The sequence below is a fragment of the Pseudomonas sp. MONT-RG-20F-20-E-7-02 genome (assembly GCF_022662395.1).
Taxonomy (GTDB): Bacteria; Pseudomonadota; Gammaproteobacteria; order Pseudomonadales; family Pseudomonadaceae; genus Aquipseudomonas.
The window spans coordinates 1-16405 of record NZ_JAKNQN010000006.1 but is presented as its reverse complement, the minus strand read 5'-3'; the positions used below and the strand labels follow the sequence as shown (position 1 = coordinate 16405).

Sequence of the window (16405 nt, the reverse complement as noted above, 5' to 3'; positions counted from 1 at the left end):
GGGTCTGCCCTGTGGCCCCGTGCTCTCCATGCCGGGCGCTGGCGAAGCGGCCGGCATGCGGCCGGCTCCGGCGCAGCTGCAAACCGATAAAGCGAGCCCAGGCGCTATCGTCTTCGGCGCCGAACAGCCTTCGGGGCGCACGCTCATTCCCGGCTATAACGCCATCGCCCCGCCGATCATGCCCCTGCGAGATCCTGCATTATCCCTCGTCGCCTTGAGCGGTATCGATCCCGCAGAGCCTGTGATGGTGGAAGTCCCCCTGGTGATGAATAACACCACCTTCACGGCGACCAAGGTGTTGTACGGCTGGCGCATCGGGTTCGCTGAGCGGTATGTGCGCGGGGGGCATTACGAACTCGTCGAATACAGCGCAGCCCTGCTTCGAGCTTTCCACATCCTGCGCCAGGCCGGTGCGCAATTGGTGCCAGTGGACGCGCGACGTGCGGATCCCTCCCTTCAATTCACTCTGCAGCGCAATGAAATCGATGAACTTGTGATCGAGCATCGTCTTGATGCCTTAGTGTCTGACGGCCGGAGTGCAGCCTTTCATAACGCATGTGTCAGTGGGTACCCCTCACATTGCGAACCGTTGGCGGACGGGGCGAAGCTCTGGTTTTATGGCGCACGGTGTTCTCGCGACGCGTTGCCCACGTTGCTCCTGGCCTATCGACAGATCAGCGCTGGCGTGTCGGGCGGCCAAGGGCGATTACGAGGCGCGCTGAATACTCCTGCTCTTTAAGTGGTTACGGTCTTAACGTGTGCAGTGGGCTGGGTTCCTGGAATGGCGAACGGATCAACGTTGATCCTTCATGTTCTCGGAACTCAGGAGAGTCCATAGGGTTGCCATCGCTTATGGCATGTATTCGATCATCCGACAGAGTGCGCAGTCACTGGCCGCAAGCCAACCAGTAGCCGATGGGAAACCTGTCCCGCGAGCACCAGTCTGTTGGTTCCACAGGCTTTGAAGGGCAAGCCCATCGGTTACCCCACGATGTTTACCTTGAACGGTGAAAATCTGCCGGTGGAAAACAGCCCGCAGTTTCGTAAGACGCTGGAAGTGCTTCGCGAGCAGGGCGCCATTATGGTGCGGGTCAATTTGCGCCTGGCTGACGCGTCACGCTACGACGAACTGCTGCTATCGGATGTGAAGGAGGAGCTGAATGCCTATTTGGCCAATCGCCCCGGACTGCCGGTCAAGTCATTGACCGAATTGATCTCGTTCAACGAAGGCCGCGATGGCACTGAGGTCGAGCACCAGCCCGTGCTCAAGCAAGTCAGCGCCTCAACCCTGACCCCTGAGCAGCGCAAGACGCTCTGGGACGCGCTTATCGAAGATTTTCGCAACACGGTGGATACCCCGATCAGCACGCATAACCTGGATGCCATGGTCTCGGATTTCGCGACCAACAGTTACTTTGGTACCGCTGTCGCCGGTTACCCAGGGATCACCTTGCCTTCCGGAACCGATGACGACGGACTGCCAACCGGTGCCTACTTTTTTGGCACCCGTTGGTCAGAGCCCACGTTGTTGGCCATCGCCTATGGGTATGAGCAGGCGGCCCAGGCGGCAACGAAACCGTTTGGCTGACTACACGCCGTAACGTGCCGCCGGGCTGCGATGTGACAGGTTAGGGCCCAGGGCCAGGCGCGCTGCTTCGTAGGCCTCCCAATCCAGGCTGTCGGGCAGCGATGGGATGGTGACCTTCTCACCTTGAGCGAGCCCAGCCAGGGCGGCATCTACCAGATTCGCGGCGCTCATCACCATCGTCTCGGGCAGATTATTCACCGGCAGCCCTGCGACATCCCAGAACTCAGTGGCGGTAGCCCCAGGCAGTACCACTTGAACGCGCACACCCTTGTCGCTCAGTTCATGTTCGAGCGACTCGCTGAACGCCTGCACAAATGCCTTGGTGCCACCGTACACACCGTTCAGCAATTTTGGCGCGACCGCTACGATGGAGCCGATATTGATCAGGGTGCCGCGACCCTGGGCGACAAAACTGGTCGCGGCGGCTTTGGCCAGGCGGGTCAGGGCCAGCACGTTGAGCAGGATCATCGCCTCCATCTTGTCTGCGTCGGAGTCCAGTAAGGACGCGGTGGCGCCGACGCCGGCATTGTTCACCAGCAGGCTGATGCGCTTGTCTTCGTGCAGGATCTGTTCGATACGTGCCAGGTCGGCCGGCAGGTTGAGGTCGGCGGCGACCACTTGGACATCCCGTTGGGTGTCGGCTTTGAGGTGCGTCGCCAGTTGGTCCAGACGCTGCTGGTTACGCGCCACCAGAATCAGGTCGAAACCCTGGCGAGCCAGACGGTCGGCATAAAGGGCGCCAATACCCGAAGAGGCGCCGGTGATCAGGGCATAGCCTTTGGTTTGAGTCATTGCAGTTGCTCCAGGATGGCCGAGGAAAGTTCGGCCTTGTTGGAACCCAGATTATGGGTGTACCGTGATGTCTGCAATGTCGTATATCCCTCCTTTAGAGACATGAGGTTTGGCCATGGTGTCTGTCGGTATTTTGCTGTTTCCAGAGTTTCAGATGCTCAATTTGAGCACGAGCACGGTGTTCGAATTTGCCAACCTGGAAATGCCGCAGCCCTTCTATCGGGTAGACCTGGTGTCCGAGAAGGGTGGCCTCGTCAACAGCTCCATGGGGTTTGCCATTGATACCGTGCCCTTTGGCCTGCGCCCCTACGACACGCTGTTAGTGGCGGGAGACAACGATGTGCTGGAAGCCAGTCCGGGCATGCTCGCTTACTTGCAGCAAGCCATGCTGAAATCGCGCCGTGTTACATCCGCTTGCACGGGTTCTTTCCACCTGGCAGCGGCCGGGTTGCTGGAAGGGCGTAAGGCAACCACGCACTGGTATCACGCCCGCGCCTTTCGCCAGGCCTACCCGAATGTAAGGTTGGAAGAAGACCGCATCTTCACGGTCGACGGCCCACTCTGGACCTCCGCCGGCATGACCGCGTGCCTCGACCTGGCACTGGCCCTGGTCGAAAACGACCTGGGTGTGGAGGTGGCCCGCGAGGTGGCGCGCAAATTGGTGATCTACCATCGGCGTGCAGGCGGCCAGTCGCAGTTTTCTGCGTTGCTGGAGATCGACCCCAAGTCCGACCGTGTGCAAACCGCCCTGGCCTACGCTCGCCAGCACTTGCAGGAGGAACTGTCGGTCGAGCAGTTGGCCGAGGTCGCCCACCTCAGCCCGCGCCAGTTCAGCCGACTGTTTCGCAGCGAGACCGGGCAAACCCCAGCCAAGGCCATCGAACGCCTGCGCATTGAAGCGGCGCGGCTGATGCTTGAATCCGGCGACCACGCCATCGACATCATCGCCCGAGAAACCGGCTTTGGTGACCCCGAGCGTATGCGCCGCGCCTTCCTGCGTGCCTTCGGCCAACCGCCACAAATGATGCGCCGCGCGCTGCAATTGCAAGCCTGATGCGTGAACAGATGACACTCAATGCACGGGGGACGCCATGAGCTACAAAATTCACATCCTCGGTGCGGCGGGTGCAGGCACCACCACCTTGGGCAAAGCCCTGGCCGAACGGCTCAACGTGGCTTATTTCGACTCCGACGACTTCTACTGGCAGCAAACCCCTGAGCCCTTTACCGTCGCCCGGCTGCGAGACGAACGTACCCGTTTATTACAGGAGCAGAGTGCCGGCCTCGAAGGCTGGGTACTCTCCGGTTCTCTGTGCGGATGGGGTGACGCCATGATCCCGCAGTTCACCCACGTGGTGTTCCTGCGTGTGGACCCTCACGTTCGTCTTCACCGCCTGCAGCTTCGGGAAGTGCAACGCTATGGCGACCGGGTTCTGGAGGGCGGCAGCCGCCATGAAAACAGCATCGCGTTTCTCGCCTGGGCGGCTCGTTACGATGGCGGCAACCATAGCCTTCGCAGTCTGCGTCGGCATGAAAGCTGGTTGAAACCGCTGACCTGCCCGGTGATTCGGTTGGACGCTACGCACCATTCGGTTGAGGCGTTGGTGAATCAATTGATGCCGCTGTTGAGCCCATCAGCCGCGAAATGATGCCTTGTGAGGCGGGCTCGGATGGGGCGCTGTCAAACCTGCGCACACTCATCCCCCAACCCGGCGCGAACCCCGGGAAAAACACCAGCCCTTCAGCTTCCAGCCGAAAAGCCAACGCCAAGCGGGTTTCATCATCCACATCGGCCTGGCTTTCAAAGCGCTGTACCGCTTCCACCGCCAACCCGGCTTGTCGGGCCAGTTCTTCGCGGCTCCAGCCGAGCATCGCGCGGGCCTGCACACTGTGCTTGGTGGTGAATTGATGCAGGACGATCTGCTGTTCTACGAAAGAGCTCATTGCCAGAGAGGACATGGGGTTTCTCCAGGATTCGACGGGGGAGGGCAAACTATACTGTGTTTTTGTACAGTTGTTTCTACCGCTCATCAACTGGATTTTTTTGATGGCAATTCAGCCATCGACTATTCCACTCCCGGCGCTTCCCGAATAATCAGGTGATCCAGGTTCTCGATATTCGCGCTGAAAACCCCGAAGGTCTGGTCGGGGTTCTTCTTGCTCGGCACCTGTTTCAACTCCGGCGTTACCCCATAGAAGAAGCAATACAGCGCCTTTTCGCTGCTTGCCGCCGCCCTGATCTGCTCCAGGAAAGCCGTGCGCTTGCGGTAGTTCTCGATGAGTTTTTTGCTCAGGTAGACGTTGACCGAGTAGGGCTTTTTGTCGAGCCATACCTTCTTCTCGAAGTCGATGCGAACGCTGGCGGTGTAGTCCTTGATCGCCTTGATTTTGCCCCAGTAGATCAGGCCCTTGTTGTCCTGCAGGTATTCGATCTTCTTGAAAAACGTCCAGTAAGTCGCCGTGTGATCGCCGATCTTCAAGGGCATGCGCTTGAGCTTGTCCTTGTCATCGATGTTGGACACGTAGCATTCCACCGGATGAGCGAACACGCTGGTTTTGTCTGGCGTGGTATCACTGGCGCTGTGGGACACGGCGACGCGATGTGACGGTGCTTTCGCAGGCTCCTGCGGGGCAGAACCTTCGGTGCCGGGCACCGGTGCCTTGCGTTCGTACTGACGTCGCGTCAGTACGAATTCCGATGGGAAATTTTCCTCGCGCTCGTCGTCACCTTCACCGGTCGAAGTCTTGTGCGTGCTGGCATAGCGGCAGCCGTCGATATGCCGGGTGCCGGCCTTGTTCTTGAAGTGCGGCGTGCGCTGATAGTTGACGTTTTTGGCGTTGAAGGTACTCAGCGCATTGCCCGCATCGAACGCCGCGCGGCATTCGTCGTTGGGGCACAGGAAACTGTCCTTGTCGGAGTCGAAAGGGCTGGTTTCGTCGAAATTCAGGTCTCGTACGTCGTAGATCGACAGCTTGTCATCGAGACTCAGGCTGTAGGCCGTGTCGAATTTCATGGGGCTCGGGTCCGTGAGATGTATGGCTGGATATTACGCAAAACTTCGCCATTGCGGAGATCAAAAAATGTGGGAGCGGGCCCACTTCCACATTTAGATGTGAGTTGTACTGGTCACACGCCGTCCGCTTAGGAAACACAAGGTACCGCCTACCGCGGTCAATGCGCCGAGGGCATAGAACATGCTGACTGGGGCCGCATTGATCAACAAGTACCCGCAAATCACCGGGCTCATCGCCCCGCCAAATGCCGCCAGGTTTTGCGCGCCGTAGTAACTGCCGCGCAGCGCGTCGGGGGCGATGGTGTCGATAAACAGGAACTCCGACGGGTAGATAATCATCTCGCCCAAGGTGAAGACGAACATCGCCAGGCACCAGGTGATCAGGTTGTGGGCCAGGCTGAAACCGATCAGCCCGGCCATAAACAGTAAGGTGCCCAGCACGATCCAGTAGCGCAGCTGTTCGCGCTTGAGAAAGCGACCGATCTGATACTGCATCAAAATCACGGTGATGGCGTTACAGGCCAGCACCGCCGACAGAATCTTCAACGCCTCGGCGGGCTTGTAGGCCACCAGCAAAAACTGCGACAGATAAAGGGTGTAGCGCCCGTGGACAATGGTGCTCAACAGGCTGCCGCTGGTGAAGAGGATCAGTGTGCGGTCGCTGCGCAACGTGCGCAGGGTGCTGAGGAAGCTCAGGGGTTTATTGCTGTCATCGCGTTGCGTCGGCGGGATGCCGATCATCAGGAACAGGCTGCCAAACGCAATGGCGCTGGCGATCAGGAAGGGCGCCAGTTGCATATGGCCGGCGATCACCACGCCGACCATCGGGCCAGTCGCGTAGCCGACGTTGGTCAGGGTGTAGCGCAGGGAAAATACTTTGGCGCGATCACCCACCGGCAGGTTTTCGCTGATGATGGCTTTGGAACCGATCAGGAACAGTGCCGAGGCGGCTTCAGTGATCACCAGCGTCAGGGTGGTGAGCCAGAGGTTGCTGGCAAAAGTCAGCAACAAAAAACCGATGGAGCTGGACAGCATGGCCAGGATCAGCAGCTTGCGCTTTTCCAGGCGGTCGATGATGTAGCCGCCATAAAGGCCGAGCAGTGTGGCGATAAACACGGCGATGCCCATCAGCAGGCCGATGTCTTGTTGATTGAGGCCCAGGCGGGTACTCAAGAGCAAGGCGAGCAGCGGGCTGGTCATGGCGCGGCTGACCACGATGGTCACCGAGCAGATCATCAGGCGGCGGATTACCAGGGAGTAGGTGGCCACGGTGAGGGCGAGCGTCCTTGTTATTGCTTCAAAACAACACAATCCAACTGTGAACACAGATCAACTGTGGGAGCCGGGCTTGCCCGCGATGGCGGTGTAGCAGGCAATGTCGGTGCAAGCCGACCTACCGCTATCGCAGGCAAGCCAGCTCCCACAGTTTTTTGTTGTGTTTATTGGCCGGCGTTGATGCTGATCTTTTCCACCGCACCTTGCTCCAGATCCCACTTCTTCAGGATCTTGCCGTACGTCCCATCATCAATCATGCCCTGCAGCGCTTCACTGATCGCCGTGACCAATTCGGTGTTGCTCTTCTCAATCCCCAGACCCGTGAACTGCTTGGAAATCGCCAGGCCCACCGGCTTGTACTTGCCCTTATCCAACGACATCAAATAAGGAATCGTCTCGCTGCCCTGCATCGCCGCATCCAGACGGTTCTGCTGCAACTGCGCGCGGGCATCTGCCGAGCCTTCAGTGCCGATTACCACGATCGCCGGCTTACCCGCCGCTTCGCAGTTTTCCTTGCTCCATGCGGCAATTTCCGACGGCCAGGTAGTCCGGCGGCTGGTGCCGACTTTTTTACCGCACAGGTCAGTCAATTCCTTGAGGTCTTCACGCTTGGCCAGGGTGTAAAACTGCGGGCCGCTGGTGAAGTAGTCGATGAAGGTCACGGCCTTCTGGCGCTCGGCGGTGTCGCTCATGCCCGACAACACGATGTCGACGCGCTTGGTGGTCAGGCCGCTGAGCATCTGTTCGAAGCCGGTTTCCTGCCACTTGATCTTCACGCCCAGGCGCTCGGCCAGGGCGTTGCCGAGGTCGAAGTCCAGGCCGGTGAGTTTGTTGGTGGCGGTGTCCTTGAAATCCATCGGCGGGTAGTTCGGCACTATGGCCGCGCTGATCTCACCCTTGTCCTTGATTGCCGCCGGCAATGCCGCGAATACACACGAGGAGGCCATCAGGCCTGCGAGCAACGTTGGGATAAACAATTTTTTCATGGGGGCGTTCTCGTTAGTTTTTTAGTTAAGTGCGAACGGCAGAAATAAAGCTTTGGGTACGCGGGTTTTGTGGGCTTATTAGAATTTCTTCCGGGCTGCCGGCTTCCACAATCTGGCCGGCATCCATAAACACCATGCGGTTGGACACTTCGCGGGCGAAGCCCAACTCATGGGTGACCACGATCATGGTCATGCCGGTGGTGGCCAAATCACGCATCACCGACAGCACTTCGCCTACAAGCTCCGGGTCGAGGGCTGACGTGGGCTCGTCAAACAACATCAACTTGGGGCGCATCGCCAGCGCGCGGGCAATCGCCACACGCTGTTGCTGGCCGCCAGACAATTCCACCGGGTAAGCATTGCGCTTGTCCGCCAGGCCGACGCGGGCCAGCAACTCCAACGCGTCTTCGATGGCCTCCTTGGGCGAGCGCTTGAGCACCTGCACCGGGCCTTCGATGATGTTTTGCAACACGGTCATGTGCGGGAACAAATTGAAGCGCTGAAACACCATGCCGGTGGCCAGGCGCTGGCGCGCGATCTGCGATTCATTCATCTCGTGCAGCTTGTTGCCGACGACGCGGTAACCCACCAGTTCGCCGTCGACCCACAGGCCGCCCTTGTCGATTTTTTCCAGCTGATTCACACACCGCAACAGCGTGCTTTTACCCGAGCCGGACGGGCCGATGATGCACATCACTTCGCCTTGCTCGACCTCGATATTGATGTCGCGCAGCGCGTGATACTCGTCGTAATACTTGTTCAGGTTGACGGCCTTGACGATGCTTCTCATGGGGCAAATCTCCTCAACCCAGACTTACGAACGCTTGCCGGCGCCGCGGGCAAAACGACGCTCCAGGCGGCTTTGACCAAATGAAAGAACAGTCACCACCGCCAGGTACCAGATGCCGGCCACAATCAGCAGCTCCATGACCCGGGCGTTGGCGTAGTAGATGTTTTGCGCGTTGTGCAACAGCTCCGAGTACTGGATCACGCTGGCCAGGCTGGTCATTTTCACCATGCTGATGAACTCGTTGCCTACCGGCGGAATGATCACTCGCATGGCCTGCGGCAGAATCACCCTACGCAACGCCTGAAGGCTCGGCATGCCGATGGACTTGGCGGCTTCGTACTGGCCGGTGTCCACCGACAGCAGGCCGGCGCGCACCACCTCGGCGGTGTAGGCGCCCTGGTTGATGCTCAAGCCGAGCAGGGCGGCCACGAACGGCGTCATCAAGTCGACGGTGTCGATGCTGAACAGGCCGGGAATCGCGATCACCGGGAAAATCAGCGCCAGGTTGAACCACAGCAACAGCTGCAAAATCAGCGGCGTGCCACGGAACAGCCAGGTGTAAGTGATGGCCACGTAGCGCAGGATCGGGTTGGCGGACATGCGCATGATCGCCGTGATCACGCCGATGACCACGCCCAGTGCCATCGCCAGAATCGACATGACGATGGTGTTCACCAGGCCCCACAAAATGGCCTCAGATGTGAGGAACTGCCCGATGTAGGACCATTCGATCTGGCCATTGGCAAAGGCACGCAGCAACGCGGCCAGGGCGATCACGATCAACGTGGCAAAAAACATCCGCCCGTAATAACGACGCGGCACGTGCTCGTACTGCGTGATATCGAACTGGTTCTCGGACAACTTGCGCTCAGCTTCCAAGCGCTCCGCCGGGGTTTGGTTCATGGTGACTCTCCAAAAAAATACGTGTTACCTGATCGTTCCCACGCTCCGCGTGGGAATGCCGCCTCGGACGCTCCGCGTCCCGCTGTTCGTGCGTGACTTGGCGACGCGGAGCGTCACAGGATGCATTCCCACGCAGAGCGTAGGAACGATCGTCAGATACGAAACCCGGTGTAGCTCTCAGCCCACTTCTGCTGCTCAGCCAACGCCACCTTCAACCGCCCAATCTGCTCCCGAACCCGCTCCGGCGCCGTCCCGCCCCAACCACTGCGCGCCGCAATCGCCGCTTCCAATGTCAGGCAGTCCCGCACCTCAGGCAACAAACGAGCATCCACCTCGGCCAGCATCGCCGGCGAGGCTTCCCACAACTCAATCTCATGCTTCTCACAGGCTTGCACCAAGGCGCCGGTAATCTCATGCGCCTCTTTAAACGGCACACCGCGCGTGGCCAGCCAATCCGCCACCTCAGTCGCCAAGGTGAAGCCCATCGGCGCTTGCCTGCGCAGTTCCTCCACCTGCACTTTCATGGTCGCGACCATCCCGGCCATCGCCGGCAACACCAACAGCAAGGTGTCCACGCTGTCCAACACGCTGTGCTTGTCTTCACTCAAATCGCGGTTGTACGACAGCGGCAACGACTTGAGCGTCGACATCAACCCGGTCAGGTTGCCAATCAAACGCCCAGCCTTGCCCCGCGCCAGTTCGGCAATGTCCGGGTTCTTTTTCTGCGGCATGATCGAGCTGCCGGTGGCGTAGGCATCGTCCAGCACCACCCAGCGAAACTGGCGCGACGACCACAGGCAAAATTCCTCCGACAGCCGCGAAATATTCACCCCGAGCATGCCCGCCACAAACAGAAACTCCGCCACATGGTCACGGCTGGCGACAGCGTCGATCGAGTTTTCGCACGGCCCGGTGTAGCCCATTTCCTTGGCCGAATGCTCTGGCTGACGCGCAATCGCCGAGCCTGCCATGGCCGCAGCACCCAACGGTGACAACGCCGTGCGCGCATCCCAATCCACCAGGCGTTGCACATCGCGCAGCATCGACTGCGCGTGGGCCAGCAAATGGTGGGCAAACACAATCGGTTGCGCCTGCTGCAAGTGCGTGAAGCCTGGGCAAATGCTCTCCACATGCTGCTCGGCCTGCTCCACCAACGCTTGCTGCAAACCCAACACCTCAGTGGTGATTGCGCGCGCATGGTCACGCAGGAAAAGGCGCAGGTCATTGGCGGTTTGATCGTTACGCGAACGTCCGGCGCGCAGCTTGCCGCCCAGGGCGCCCAGGCGCTCGGTCAATACGCGTTCGATGAAGGTGTGTACGTCCTCGTCATCCAGGGTTGGATGCAGGTGGCCGGCGGCGAAGTCCTCACCGATACGGTCCAGGGCCTCGAGGGTGCGCAAGGTCTCCGACTCATCCAGCAAACCGGCGCGCTGCAATTCACGGGCATGGGCACGGGAGCCGGCCAGGTCGTAGGGCGTCAGGCGAAAATAGCGCTCGGGGCAACGCGACAACGCGGCCAAAGCAGCAGACGGGCCGGTCTTGAAACGAGCGCCCCAAAGGCGGTCGGTGGGCTGGGACATCGGTATTCCTCACGCTTGTTTTTAGAAGAGTCGGAGGCAGTAAAAAACTAAAAAGACCTGATCGTAGTATCAGGTTTTTACGGGTGTTAAATCAGCCTCTGTGTGCTGTTCAACCCGCTATATTCAAGGTTGCCAAGGGCGGATGTTTACGGCCATTATCGCCGCCTGGCTATGTTCAAGGATTGGGTTGAAGCCTGTTGAATATGGCATTTGAGGTCAACGCGTATTATGGAAACCCCACTTTCCACTTCTGGAAACATGCCGCCAAAACCCGGCACTCGGCCGCCGCTGCAACTGAGCGGGCTGGACTTCAAATTGCTGCGCGTGTTCATGGCCGTGGTCGAAGCCGGCGGCTTCAGCGCCGCGCAAAACGAGCTGAACGTGGGCCTGGCGGCCATCAGCAAACAGATCTCCGACCTCGAAATCCGCATCGGCATGCGCCTGTGTACACGGGGCCGGGAAGGGTTCGGCCTGACCGAAGAAGGCAAGTTGGTGTATCAGGCGTCCATCGAGTTATTTACCTCGGTGGACAGTTTCAGAGACAAGCTTAGTTCGGCGCAAAATGAACTGATCGGCGACCTAAGTGTGGGCGTTATTGATAACACCGTCTCCGACGTTAATTCGCCGCTAATTACCGCCTTGGGTAAGTTACACAGCGAATCACCGAAAATTAGATTGCGCCTGCATGCCTCGCAACTGGACGAAGTTGAACGCGGCGTAGTGGAAGGGCGCTTGATCGTCGGCATCGTCCCGGTGTACCAACGCCGCGAAGAATTCGACTACTTCCCGTTGTACGAAGAAAAAGCCCACGCCTACTGCGCCGCAGGACACCCACTGTTCAACGCGAGCGACATCACGCCAGACGTACTGCGCCAATACGAAGTGGTCAACCACCGCTATGCGATCCACCGCGACAAGGCCAACTTCGTCAGCTACGACAGCCAGTCCGCCTCGGCCTCACAGGTTGAAGCCGTCGCCATCCTGATCCTCACCGGCCGTTTCCTGGGCTTCCTGCCGGAACACTACGCCGCGCCCCTGGTAAGGGAAGGGCGCCTGCGCGCACTGTGCCCGGAACAGGTTCACCTGAGCACCGCGTTCAACCTGATCCTGCGCCACAACGCGCCAAGAAGCCCAATGGTAAAAGCCTTCGCAACAGCCCTGGGCGTAGACCTCAAAGCCGCGACATAAACCCCGCCGAACACCGCTCAACAAGCTTACGCAGCCCAAATGTGGGAGCTGTCGAGCCCCAGCGAGGCTGCGATGGGATCGACTCGGTCTACCCGCCGAACCCATCTAGTTGCATCACCTTTCAGTAAGGCATTAACGTTTTTGGCGCGAAGAGAGGATTTTTTATCAAATTCAAATGCTCATTGGTGTTTTCGCTGCAGGGAATGGCCAGCAGTTAGATTAGTAACGAAATGTATATCCCATTGACATATCCATGCTGTGGTGTAGCGTTGCGTTATTCAACGATCACTGGAGGTAGGCCATCATGGACCAAGGTTCTGTATTCCAAAGCAACCGCAGCCAAGCGGTACGTTTGCCAAAAGCTGCTGCCATGCCGGACGATGTAAAGCGCGTAGATGTCATCTCTATCGGAAGAGCCAGAATTATTACTCCCGCGGGTGAGTCATGGGACAGCTGGTTTGATGGCGAGGGCGTCACGCCTGACTTCATGACCGACCGCGAGCAACCAGCTGAGCAAGAGCGGGAATCTTTTTAATGCTCAAGTTCATGCTGGATACCAACATTTGCATCTTCACCATTAAAAACAAACCCCAACAGGTGCGCGAGACCTTCAAAAGGCACCATGGCCAATTGGGTATTAGTACAGTGACCCTGATGGAGCTGATTTACGGTGCCGAAAAGTCGGCTAACCCGGAGCGAAACCTAGCCGACGTAGAAGGGTTTGCTGCGCGCCTGGAGGTACTAAAGTACGACCAGGACGCCGCGATACATACAGGTCAGCTTCGCGCAGAGCTGGCTAGAGCGGGTACTCCGATAGGTCCCTATGACCAGATGATCGCCGGGCATGCCCGTTCGCAGGGTCTGATTTTGGTCACGAATAATCGACGCGAGTTCGATCGCGTGCCAGGCTTGCGGGTAGAAGATTGGGTATGAGCTGATCTCTTGCCACCCATGCTAACCGATCAAAATGTGGGAGCTCTCGAGCCCCAGCGAGGCAGCGATGGGATCACCTCGGTCCACCCGCCAACCCCACCCACCCGCATCACCGCTGCAACTTGCCCTGCTTCTTCTTCGAATGAAAATGCCGAAAATGCGCATCCTGCGCCGCCGCCAACAACTCCCGATCCCCACGCGTATCGCCCCAGGCCCGCAGCCGATACTCGCCCAAATCCCCATACACCGCCTCAAGCCGCAGCACCTTATTCTCACAGCGGCAATTATTCCCCGTGAGTTTGCCCGTCAACACCCCGTCGACCACCTCAAGCTCAGTGCCAATCAACTTGATCCCCAGCCGATTGGCAAACGGCTGCAACACCAACGCCGGTGACGCCGAACACAGCGTCACCACCGCCCCCGAGCCCAACTCCTGCTCCACCGAAAGCACACCTGCCGGGCGCATCAACCGCGCCCAATTGCGCTGGCAATACTCCTCGGCCTTCTGCTGCACCCACGCCTTCTCCACCCCCGTCATAAAGGTGCGGATCAATTGCGCCTTCAACTCATCCCGGCTGATCTGCCGCAGCAAAAAGCGCAGCCCAGGCACGGCGAGTTTGACTATCCGGCCATAAAACTCGCCGGGGCCGAAGGCGAATTTGAGGAAGGGCACGAAACTGTCGTGATGGGTCAGGGTGCCGTCGAAGTCAAAGACGGAGAGTACTTTGGCGTCTACAGGGCCGGCTTCGAGCATGTCTGGGTTCACGGGTTGGCCTCGGTCCTATCTGGTATTTTTTGAGCGTTCATCAGGTGTGACAGCATGAGTTTACTCCCGTGCCAATCTTCCGATCTTGGCGTAAAGCGACTCGGTGAAAGCATCCCGGTCACTCGACCGGTGACAACGCTGATGGCAATTGGGGCACAAGGCTACAGCATTGGTCGTGCGATCCGAACCCTTCTGGGCGAGGTGCTTGACGTGATGTACTTCAAGAAATGGCAAACCATCGACCTCGAAAGGCGCGTTTGAACCGCAGCCTTCGCAAATGCCTTTTGCCTCATTGAGTACCCATGCTCTAACCATTGGATCTCGAAGGAATGCAGTGTTGGTGGTCTTGGTTTTTTGAGGTTTTAGCGTCCCAGTAGGCGGGGCTTCGTCATAATTATGCCGCTGAATTTTACTAGCGCGACGTATGAGAGTTGTCTCATCTGCTGTTAAGGCAAAATCGTCAGACTCAATGATACGATTGGAGGCAAGAGCTTTTCGTATGCGCTGCTCCACTCTCGCCCCTACATTTTTGGCCGGTTTGTACCCTTTAATCGGGGTTAGCCCCATGTTTATAAGGGTAGTAGAAATGTTCTGCATTCGGAACTCAATTGAACCTTTACTCCTTTCAGCCAGCGGGCCTTGACGTAGCAGACGATTTTGCAAAGCTTTGTTGAGTTTCGTACCGTTCTGTTCTGCCGTTAGCATTTTCAGATATGCCTTCACTGCTACCCGCAACTCACCATCGGTCCAGTCACCCGTTTCTTGTGCTTTTTTGGTATCCATACAATTGCCGAGGTTAGAAATTTTCTGACGATACTGAACGGATATCGTGCTGTCTACGAAATGTCCTACACCGATATCGGATTTTTCCTTTTTATGGTTTTAGGAGGGGGCATCAATAAGATGTTTTTGAATGTTAAGTTTTAGGTGGGGCAAAAGCCTTTTCGCTTTTTGATGTGTAGATTTTTTGATGTGAGAAATTATCTTTGAAGGTTATTTTAAGAGGAGTGGCGGTATATTTTTTGTTGGGTGTGTTCTATGTCTTTATTGATTGGAGAGTTCTAGTGTGAGCTGTATTTTTCGAGATTTACGTCTCGGATCTGAAGTTTTTGGTGATATCTATACTTGCCAATGGATATGTGTCATTATTTTGCCATAACGCACAGGCGTAGGGTTGGGATAATTGAAATGGCTGAGCAAAGTATCTGGCTTGATAGAGCTCTAGATAGTCACAAAAGATTGATGCCGGCGGTTGTGTCAATTATTGAGAATCTGATTAGAACTAATCGTATTGATTACTTAGCGGTGACTGGTCGAGTCAAGGAAAAACAGGGTGCAATCGATAAAATTCAGCGCAAAGGATACGCGAATCCTGAATTTGAACTGACCGATATATCAGGTGTCAGGATTGTCGTCTATTTTGAGTCAGATGTCAGCCGGGTTTCTGATTTGATTACTAGATCATTTAACGTTGATTTATCTAAGTCTCTGAATAAGGATCACCTGCTCTCTACTAATAAAATAGGATATCGATCCGTTCATTTTGTTTGTGATTTAGGTGAGGCGAGGTCTTCGTTGCCAGAATTTCAAGGCTTGCAAGGACTCCCTTTTGAGTTTCAAGTGAGAACCGTATTGCAGCACGCATGGGCGGAATTGGCGCATGATCGAAATTATAAACTCTCGGGTAAGTTGCCGCTTGAGTTGGAGCGCAAGTTAAATTTATACGCGGGATTGCTTGAGGTTGCTGATAAGGGATTTAATGAACTTTCAGGGCAAATAGATAGTTATGTTTCAGAGGTAGGTAGAGAGGTAGAGGCGGGGGCGCTGGATGTAGAAATTAGTACAATTAGCTTTACAGAATTTATTCAGGATTGGTGTGATAAAAATGGATTTGCTCTGAAAGAAATGTCTAAGTCTGATAATGGATATGTCGACTTGATTGAGGAGTTGAGTCAGTTTGGTGTTTTGCGGCTTGCTGATTTGAATGAAATAATTCCCGAGAAATATGCGGACGTTTCCAGACGCAGAAAGCACTCCACAACGATATATGGATTAGTGAGAGAGTGGATGCTCATAACGGATTGGAGGAAGTTTGTGCGAAATGTTGATTACAAATGGGTTATGAAGTCCGGCTCTCGGTTGTTTAGCGAGTTTATGGATGAGGAGGAGTTGGTCGCGTTTGCGGAGACCTTTGACTGGGATAGGGGGTAGTGTTTAGTTATATCAGAAAGTAAAAGCCGCTTCTGAGAGCGGCTTTTACTTTGTTGCTGTGAGCTTTTTTGCTTTTATGGAGGTTCAATCCCAGCTCAACGCCCCACCAGTCTGATACTCAATCACACGAGTCTCAAAGAAATTCTTCTCTTTCTTCAAGTCCATGATCTCGCTCATCCAAGGGAACGGATTCGTGGTCCCCGGATACTCTTCCTTCAACCCAATCTGCGACAAACGACGATTCGCGATGAACTTCAGATAGTCCTCCATCATCGCCGCATTCATGCCCAACACGCCGCGAGGCATGGTGTCACGTGCGTACTCGATCTCCAGCTGAGTCCCTTGCAGAATCATCTGGGTCGCTTCTTCCTTCATTTCA

Annotated in this window: 18 protein-coding genes and 1 pseudogene; 8 read left to right on the top strand and 11 right to left on the bottom strand. The window is 56.7% G+C overall.

Annotated features, from left to right (window positions below; genetic code table 11):
• Window positions 1–28 precede the first annotated feature (28 nt).
• Both L8I05_RS17875 and L8I05_RS17870 read left to right on the top strand, forming a co-directional pair.
• Window positions 29–739, top strand: coding sequence for a hypothetical protein (locus tag L8I05_RS17875; RefSeq protein ID WP_242171174.1), 711 nt, complete (start codon window positions 29–31; stop codon window positions 737–739).
• A 156-nt stretch (window positions 740–895) separates the two neighbouring features.
• Window positions 896–1588 (top strand): annotated as a pseudogene (locus tag L8I05_RS17870) (amidase); the annotation flags it as partial.
• Here L8I05_RS17870 and L8I05_RS17865 read toward each other — a convergent pair.
• Window positions 1589–2380 carry an SDR family oxidoreductase gene (locus tag L8I05_RS17865; protein ID WP_242170692.1) on the bottom strand — a complete coding sequence of 264 codons (792 nt, stop codon included), beginning with the start codon at window positions 2378–2380 and terminating at the stop codon, window positions 1589–1591. It abuts the pseudogene before it with no gap.
• Window positions 2381–2495: 115 nt separating this feature from the next.
• Here L8I05_RS17865 and L8I05_RS17860 point away from each other — a divergent pair, with 115 nt between their 5' ends.
• Together L8I05_RS17860 and L8I05_RS17855 are read left to right on the top strand one after the other, a co-directional pair.
• Window positions 2496–3434, top strand: coding sequence for a GlxA family transcriptional regulator (locus L8I05_RS17860; RefSeq protein WP_159959230.1), 939 nt, complete (start codon window positions 2496–2498; stop codon window positions 3432–3434).
• A gap of 37 nt (window positions 3435–3471) precedes the next feature.
• A complete protein-coding gene (locus L8I05_RS17855; RefSeq protein ID WP_242170689.1) occupies window positions 3472–4029 on the top strand; it encodes an AAA family ATPase in 558 nt (185 codons plus the stop codon).
• On the opposite strand, the gene L8I05_RS17850 is transcribed toward L8I05_RS17855, so the two are convergent.
• The 7 genes from L8I05_RS17850 to argH all read right to left on the bottom strand — a co-directional run bounded on the left by L8I05_RS17850 (window position 3959) and on the right by argH (window position 10928).
• Window positions 3959–4339, bottom strand: a complete 381-nt coding sequence (locus L8I05_RS17850; protein ID WP_242170687.1) for a helix-turn-helix transcriptional regulator — start codon at window positions 4337–4339, stop codon at window positions 3959–3961. The genes L8I05_RS17855 and L8I05_RS17850 overlap by 71 nt on opposite strands.
• Window positions 4340–4446: 107 nt before the next feature.
• Window positions 4447–5394: a hypothetical protein gene (locus tag L8I05_RS17845; protein WP_242170682.1), complete on the bottom strand. Its 948-nt coding sequence runs from the start codon at window positions 5392–5394 to the stop codon at window positions 4447–4449.
• Window positions 5395–5487: 93 nt separating this feature from the next.
• Window positions 5488–6663 (bottom strand): MFS transporter, encoded by a 1176-nt coding sequence (locus L8I05_RS17840; RefSeq protein WP_242170680.1) that lies wholly within the window; start codon window positions 6661–6663, stop codon window positions 5488–5490.
• A 170-nt stretch (window positions 6664–6833) separates the two neighbouring features.
• A complete protein-coding gene (locus L8I05_RS17835) occupies window positions 6834–7655 on the bottom strand; it encodes an ABC transporter substrate-binding protein (protein ID WP_159959220.1) in 822 nt (273 codons plus the stop codon).
• A gap of 25 nt (window positions 7656–7680) precedes the next feature.
• On the bottom strand, window positions 7681–8445 hold the full coding sequence (locus L8I05_RS17830) for an amino acid ABC transporter ATP-binding protein (protein ID WP_119741579.1): 765 nt from the start codon (window positions 8443–8445) through the stop codon (window positions 7681–7683).
• A 24-nt stretch (window positions 8446–8469) separates the two neighbouring features.
• The gene (locus L8I05_RS17825; protein WP_017134649.1) at window positions 8470–9348 is read right to left on the bottom strand and encodes an amino acid ABC transporter permease; all 879 of its coding nucleotides are present in this window, start codon (window positions 9346–9348) and stop codon (window positions 8470–8472) included.
• 152 nt (window positions 9349–9500) lie between these two features.
• On the bottom strand, window positions 9501–10928 hold the full coding sequence (argH, locus tag L8I05_RS17820) for an argininosuccinate lyase (protein ID WP_242170678.1): 1428 nt from the start codon (window positions 10926–10928) through the stop codon (window positions 9501–9503).
• A 228-nt stretch (window positions 10929–11156) separates the two neighbouring features.
• Here argH and L8I05_RS17815 point away from each other — a divergent pair, with 228 nt between their 5' ends.
• The 3 genes from L8I05_RS17815 to vapC all read left to right on the top strand — a co-directional run bounded on the left by L8I05_RS17815 (window position 11157) and on the right by vapC (window position 13049).
• On the top strand, window positions 11157–12116 hold the full coding sequence (locus L8I05_RS17815; protein WP_242170676.1) for a LysR family transcriptional regulator: 960 nt from the start codon (window positions 11157–11159) through the stop codon (window positions 12114–12116).
• Window positions 12117–12420: 304 nt separating this feature from the next.
• Entirely contained in the window at window positions 12421–12651 is a 231-nt protein-coding gene (vapB, locus tag L8I05_RS17810; RefSeq protein WP_017134652.1) for a type II toxin-antitoxin system VapB family antitoxin, read from the top strand.
• Entirely contained in the window at window positions 12651–13049 is a 399-nt protein-coding gene (gene vapC, locus L8I05_RS17805) for a tRNA(fMet)-specific endonuclease VapC (protein ID WP_017134653.1), read from the top strand. The genes vapB and vapC overlap by 1 nt, the downstream gene beginning before the upstream one ends.
• A gap of 109 nt (window positions 13050–13158) precedes the next feature.
• Here vapC and L8I05_RS17800 read toward each other — a convergent pair whose 3' ends face one another.
• Both L8I05_RS17800 and L8I05_RS17795 read right to left on the bottom strand, forming a co-directional pair.
• Window positions 13159–13803, bottom strand: coding sequence for an HAD-IB family hydrolase (locus L8I05_RS17800; protein WP_242171172.1), 645 nt, complete (start codon window positions 13801–13803; stop codon window positions 13159–13161).
• Window positions 13804–13875: 72 nt separating this feature from the next.
• Entirely contained in the window at window positions 13876–14598 is a 723-nt protein-coding gene (locus tag L8I05_RS17795) for an HNH endonuclease (RefSeq protein WP_242170674.1), read from the bottom strand.
• A 405-nt stretch (window positions 14599–15003) separates the two neighbouring features.
• On the opposite strand from L8I05_RS17795, the gene L8I05_RS17790 reads away from it, so the two are divergent.
• Window positions 15004–16026 (top strand): hypothetical protein, encoded by a 1023-nt coding sequence (locus tag L8I05_RS17790; protein WP_242170672.1) that lies wholly within the window; start codon window positions 15004–15006, stop codon window positions 16024–16026.
• 84 nt (window positions 16027–16110) lie between these two features.
• Here the strand turns inward: L8I05_RS17790 and L8I05_RS17785 are convergent.
• Window positions 16111–16405 (bottom strand): ribonucleotide-diphosphate reductase subunit beta (locus L8I05_RS17785; RefSeq protein WP_178083548.1); only part of this gene is annotated, 295 nt, incomplete at its 5' end.

Excerpts from the sequence above, each read along its gene's own strand:
- L8I05_RS17875 (WP_242171174.1), top strand. The coding sequence starts at position 29 with ATGCCGGGCGCTGGCGAAGCGGCCGGCATGCGGCCGGCTCCGGCGCAG.
- L8I05_RS17865 (WP_242170692.1), bottom strand. The coding sequence starts at position 2,380 with ATGACTCAAACCAAAGGCTATGCCCTGATCACCGGCGCCTCTTCGGGT.
- L8I05_RS17860 (WP_159959230.1), top strand. The coding sequence starts at position 2,496 with ATGGTGTCTGTCGGTATTTTGCTGTTTCCAGAGTTTCAGATGCTCAAT.
- L8I05_RS17855 (WP_242170689.1), top strand. The coding sequence starts at position 3,472 with ATGAGCTACAAAATTCACATCCTCGGTGCGGCGGGTGCAGGCACCACC.
- L8I05_RS17850 (WP_242170687.1), bottom strand. The coding sequence starts at position 4,339 with ATGTCCTCTCTGGCAATGAGCTCTTTCGTAGAACAGCAGATCGTCCTG.
- L8I05_RS17845 (WP_242170682.1), bottom strand. The coding sequence starts at position 5,394 with ATGAAATTCGACACGGCCTACAGCCTGAGTCTCGATGACAAGCTGTCG.
- L8I05_RS17835 (WP_159959220.1), bottom strand. The coding sequence starts at position 7,655 with ATGAAAAAATTGTTTATCCCAACGTTGCTCGCAGGCCTGATGGCCTCC.
- L8I05_RS17830 (WP_119741579.1), bottom strand. The coding sequence starts at position 8,445 with ATGAGAAGCATCGTCAAGGCCGTCAACCTGAACAAGTATTACGACGAG.
- L8I05_RS17825 (WP_017134649.1), bottom strand. The coding sequence starts at position 9,348 with ATGAACCAAACCCCGGCGGAGCGCTTGGAAGCTGAGCGCAAGTTGTCC.
- argH (WP_242170678.1), bottom strand. The coding sequence starts at position 10,928 with ATGTCCCAGCCCACCGACCGCCTTTGGGGCGCTCGTTTCAAGACCGGC.
- L8I05_RS17815 (WP_242170676.1), top strand. The coding sequence starts at position 11,157 with ATGGAAACCCCACTTTCCACTTCTGGAAACATGCCGCCAAAACCCGGC.
- vapB (WP_017134652.1), top strand. The coding sequence starts at position 12,421 with ATGGACCAAGGTTCTGTATTCCAAAGCAACCGCAGCCAAGCGGTACGT.
- vapC (WP_017134653.1), top strand. The coding sequence starts at position 12,651 with ATGCTCAAGTTCATGCTGGATACCAACATTTGCATCTTCACCATTAAA.
- L8I05_RS17800 (WP_242171172.1), bottom strand. The coding sequence starts at position 13,803 with ATGCTCGAAGCCGGCCCTGTAGACGCCAAAGTACTCTCCGTCTTTGAC.
- L8I05_RS17795 (WP_242170674.1), bottom strand. The coding sequence starts at position 14,598 with ATGGATACCAAAAAAGCACAAGAAACGGGTGACTGGACCGATGGTGAG.
- L8I05_RS17790 (WP_242170672.1), top strand. The coding sequence starts at position 15,004 with ATGGCTGAGCAAAGTATCTGGCTTGATAGAGCTCTAGATAGTCACAAA.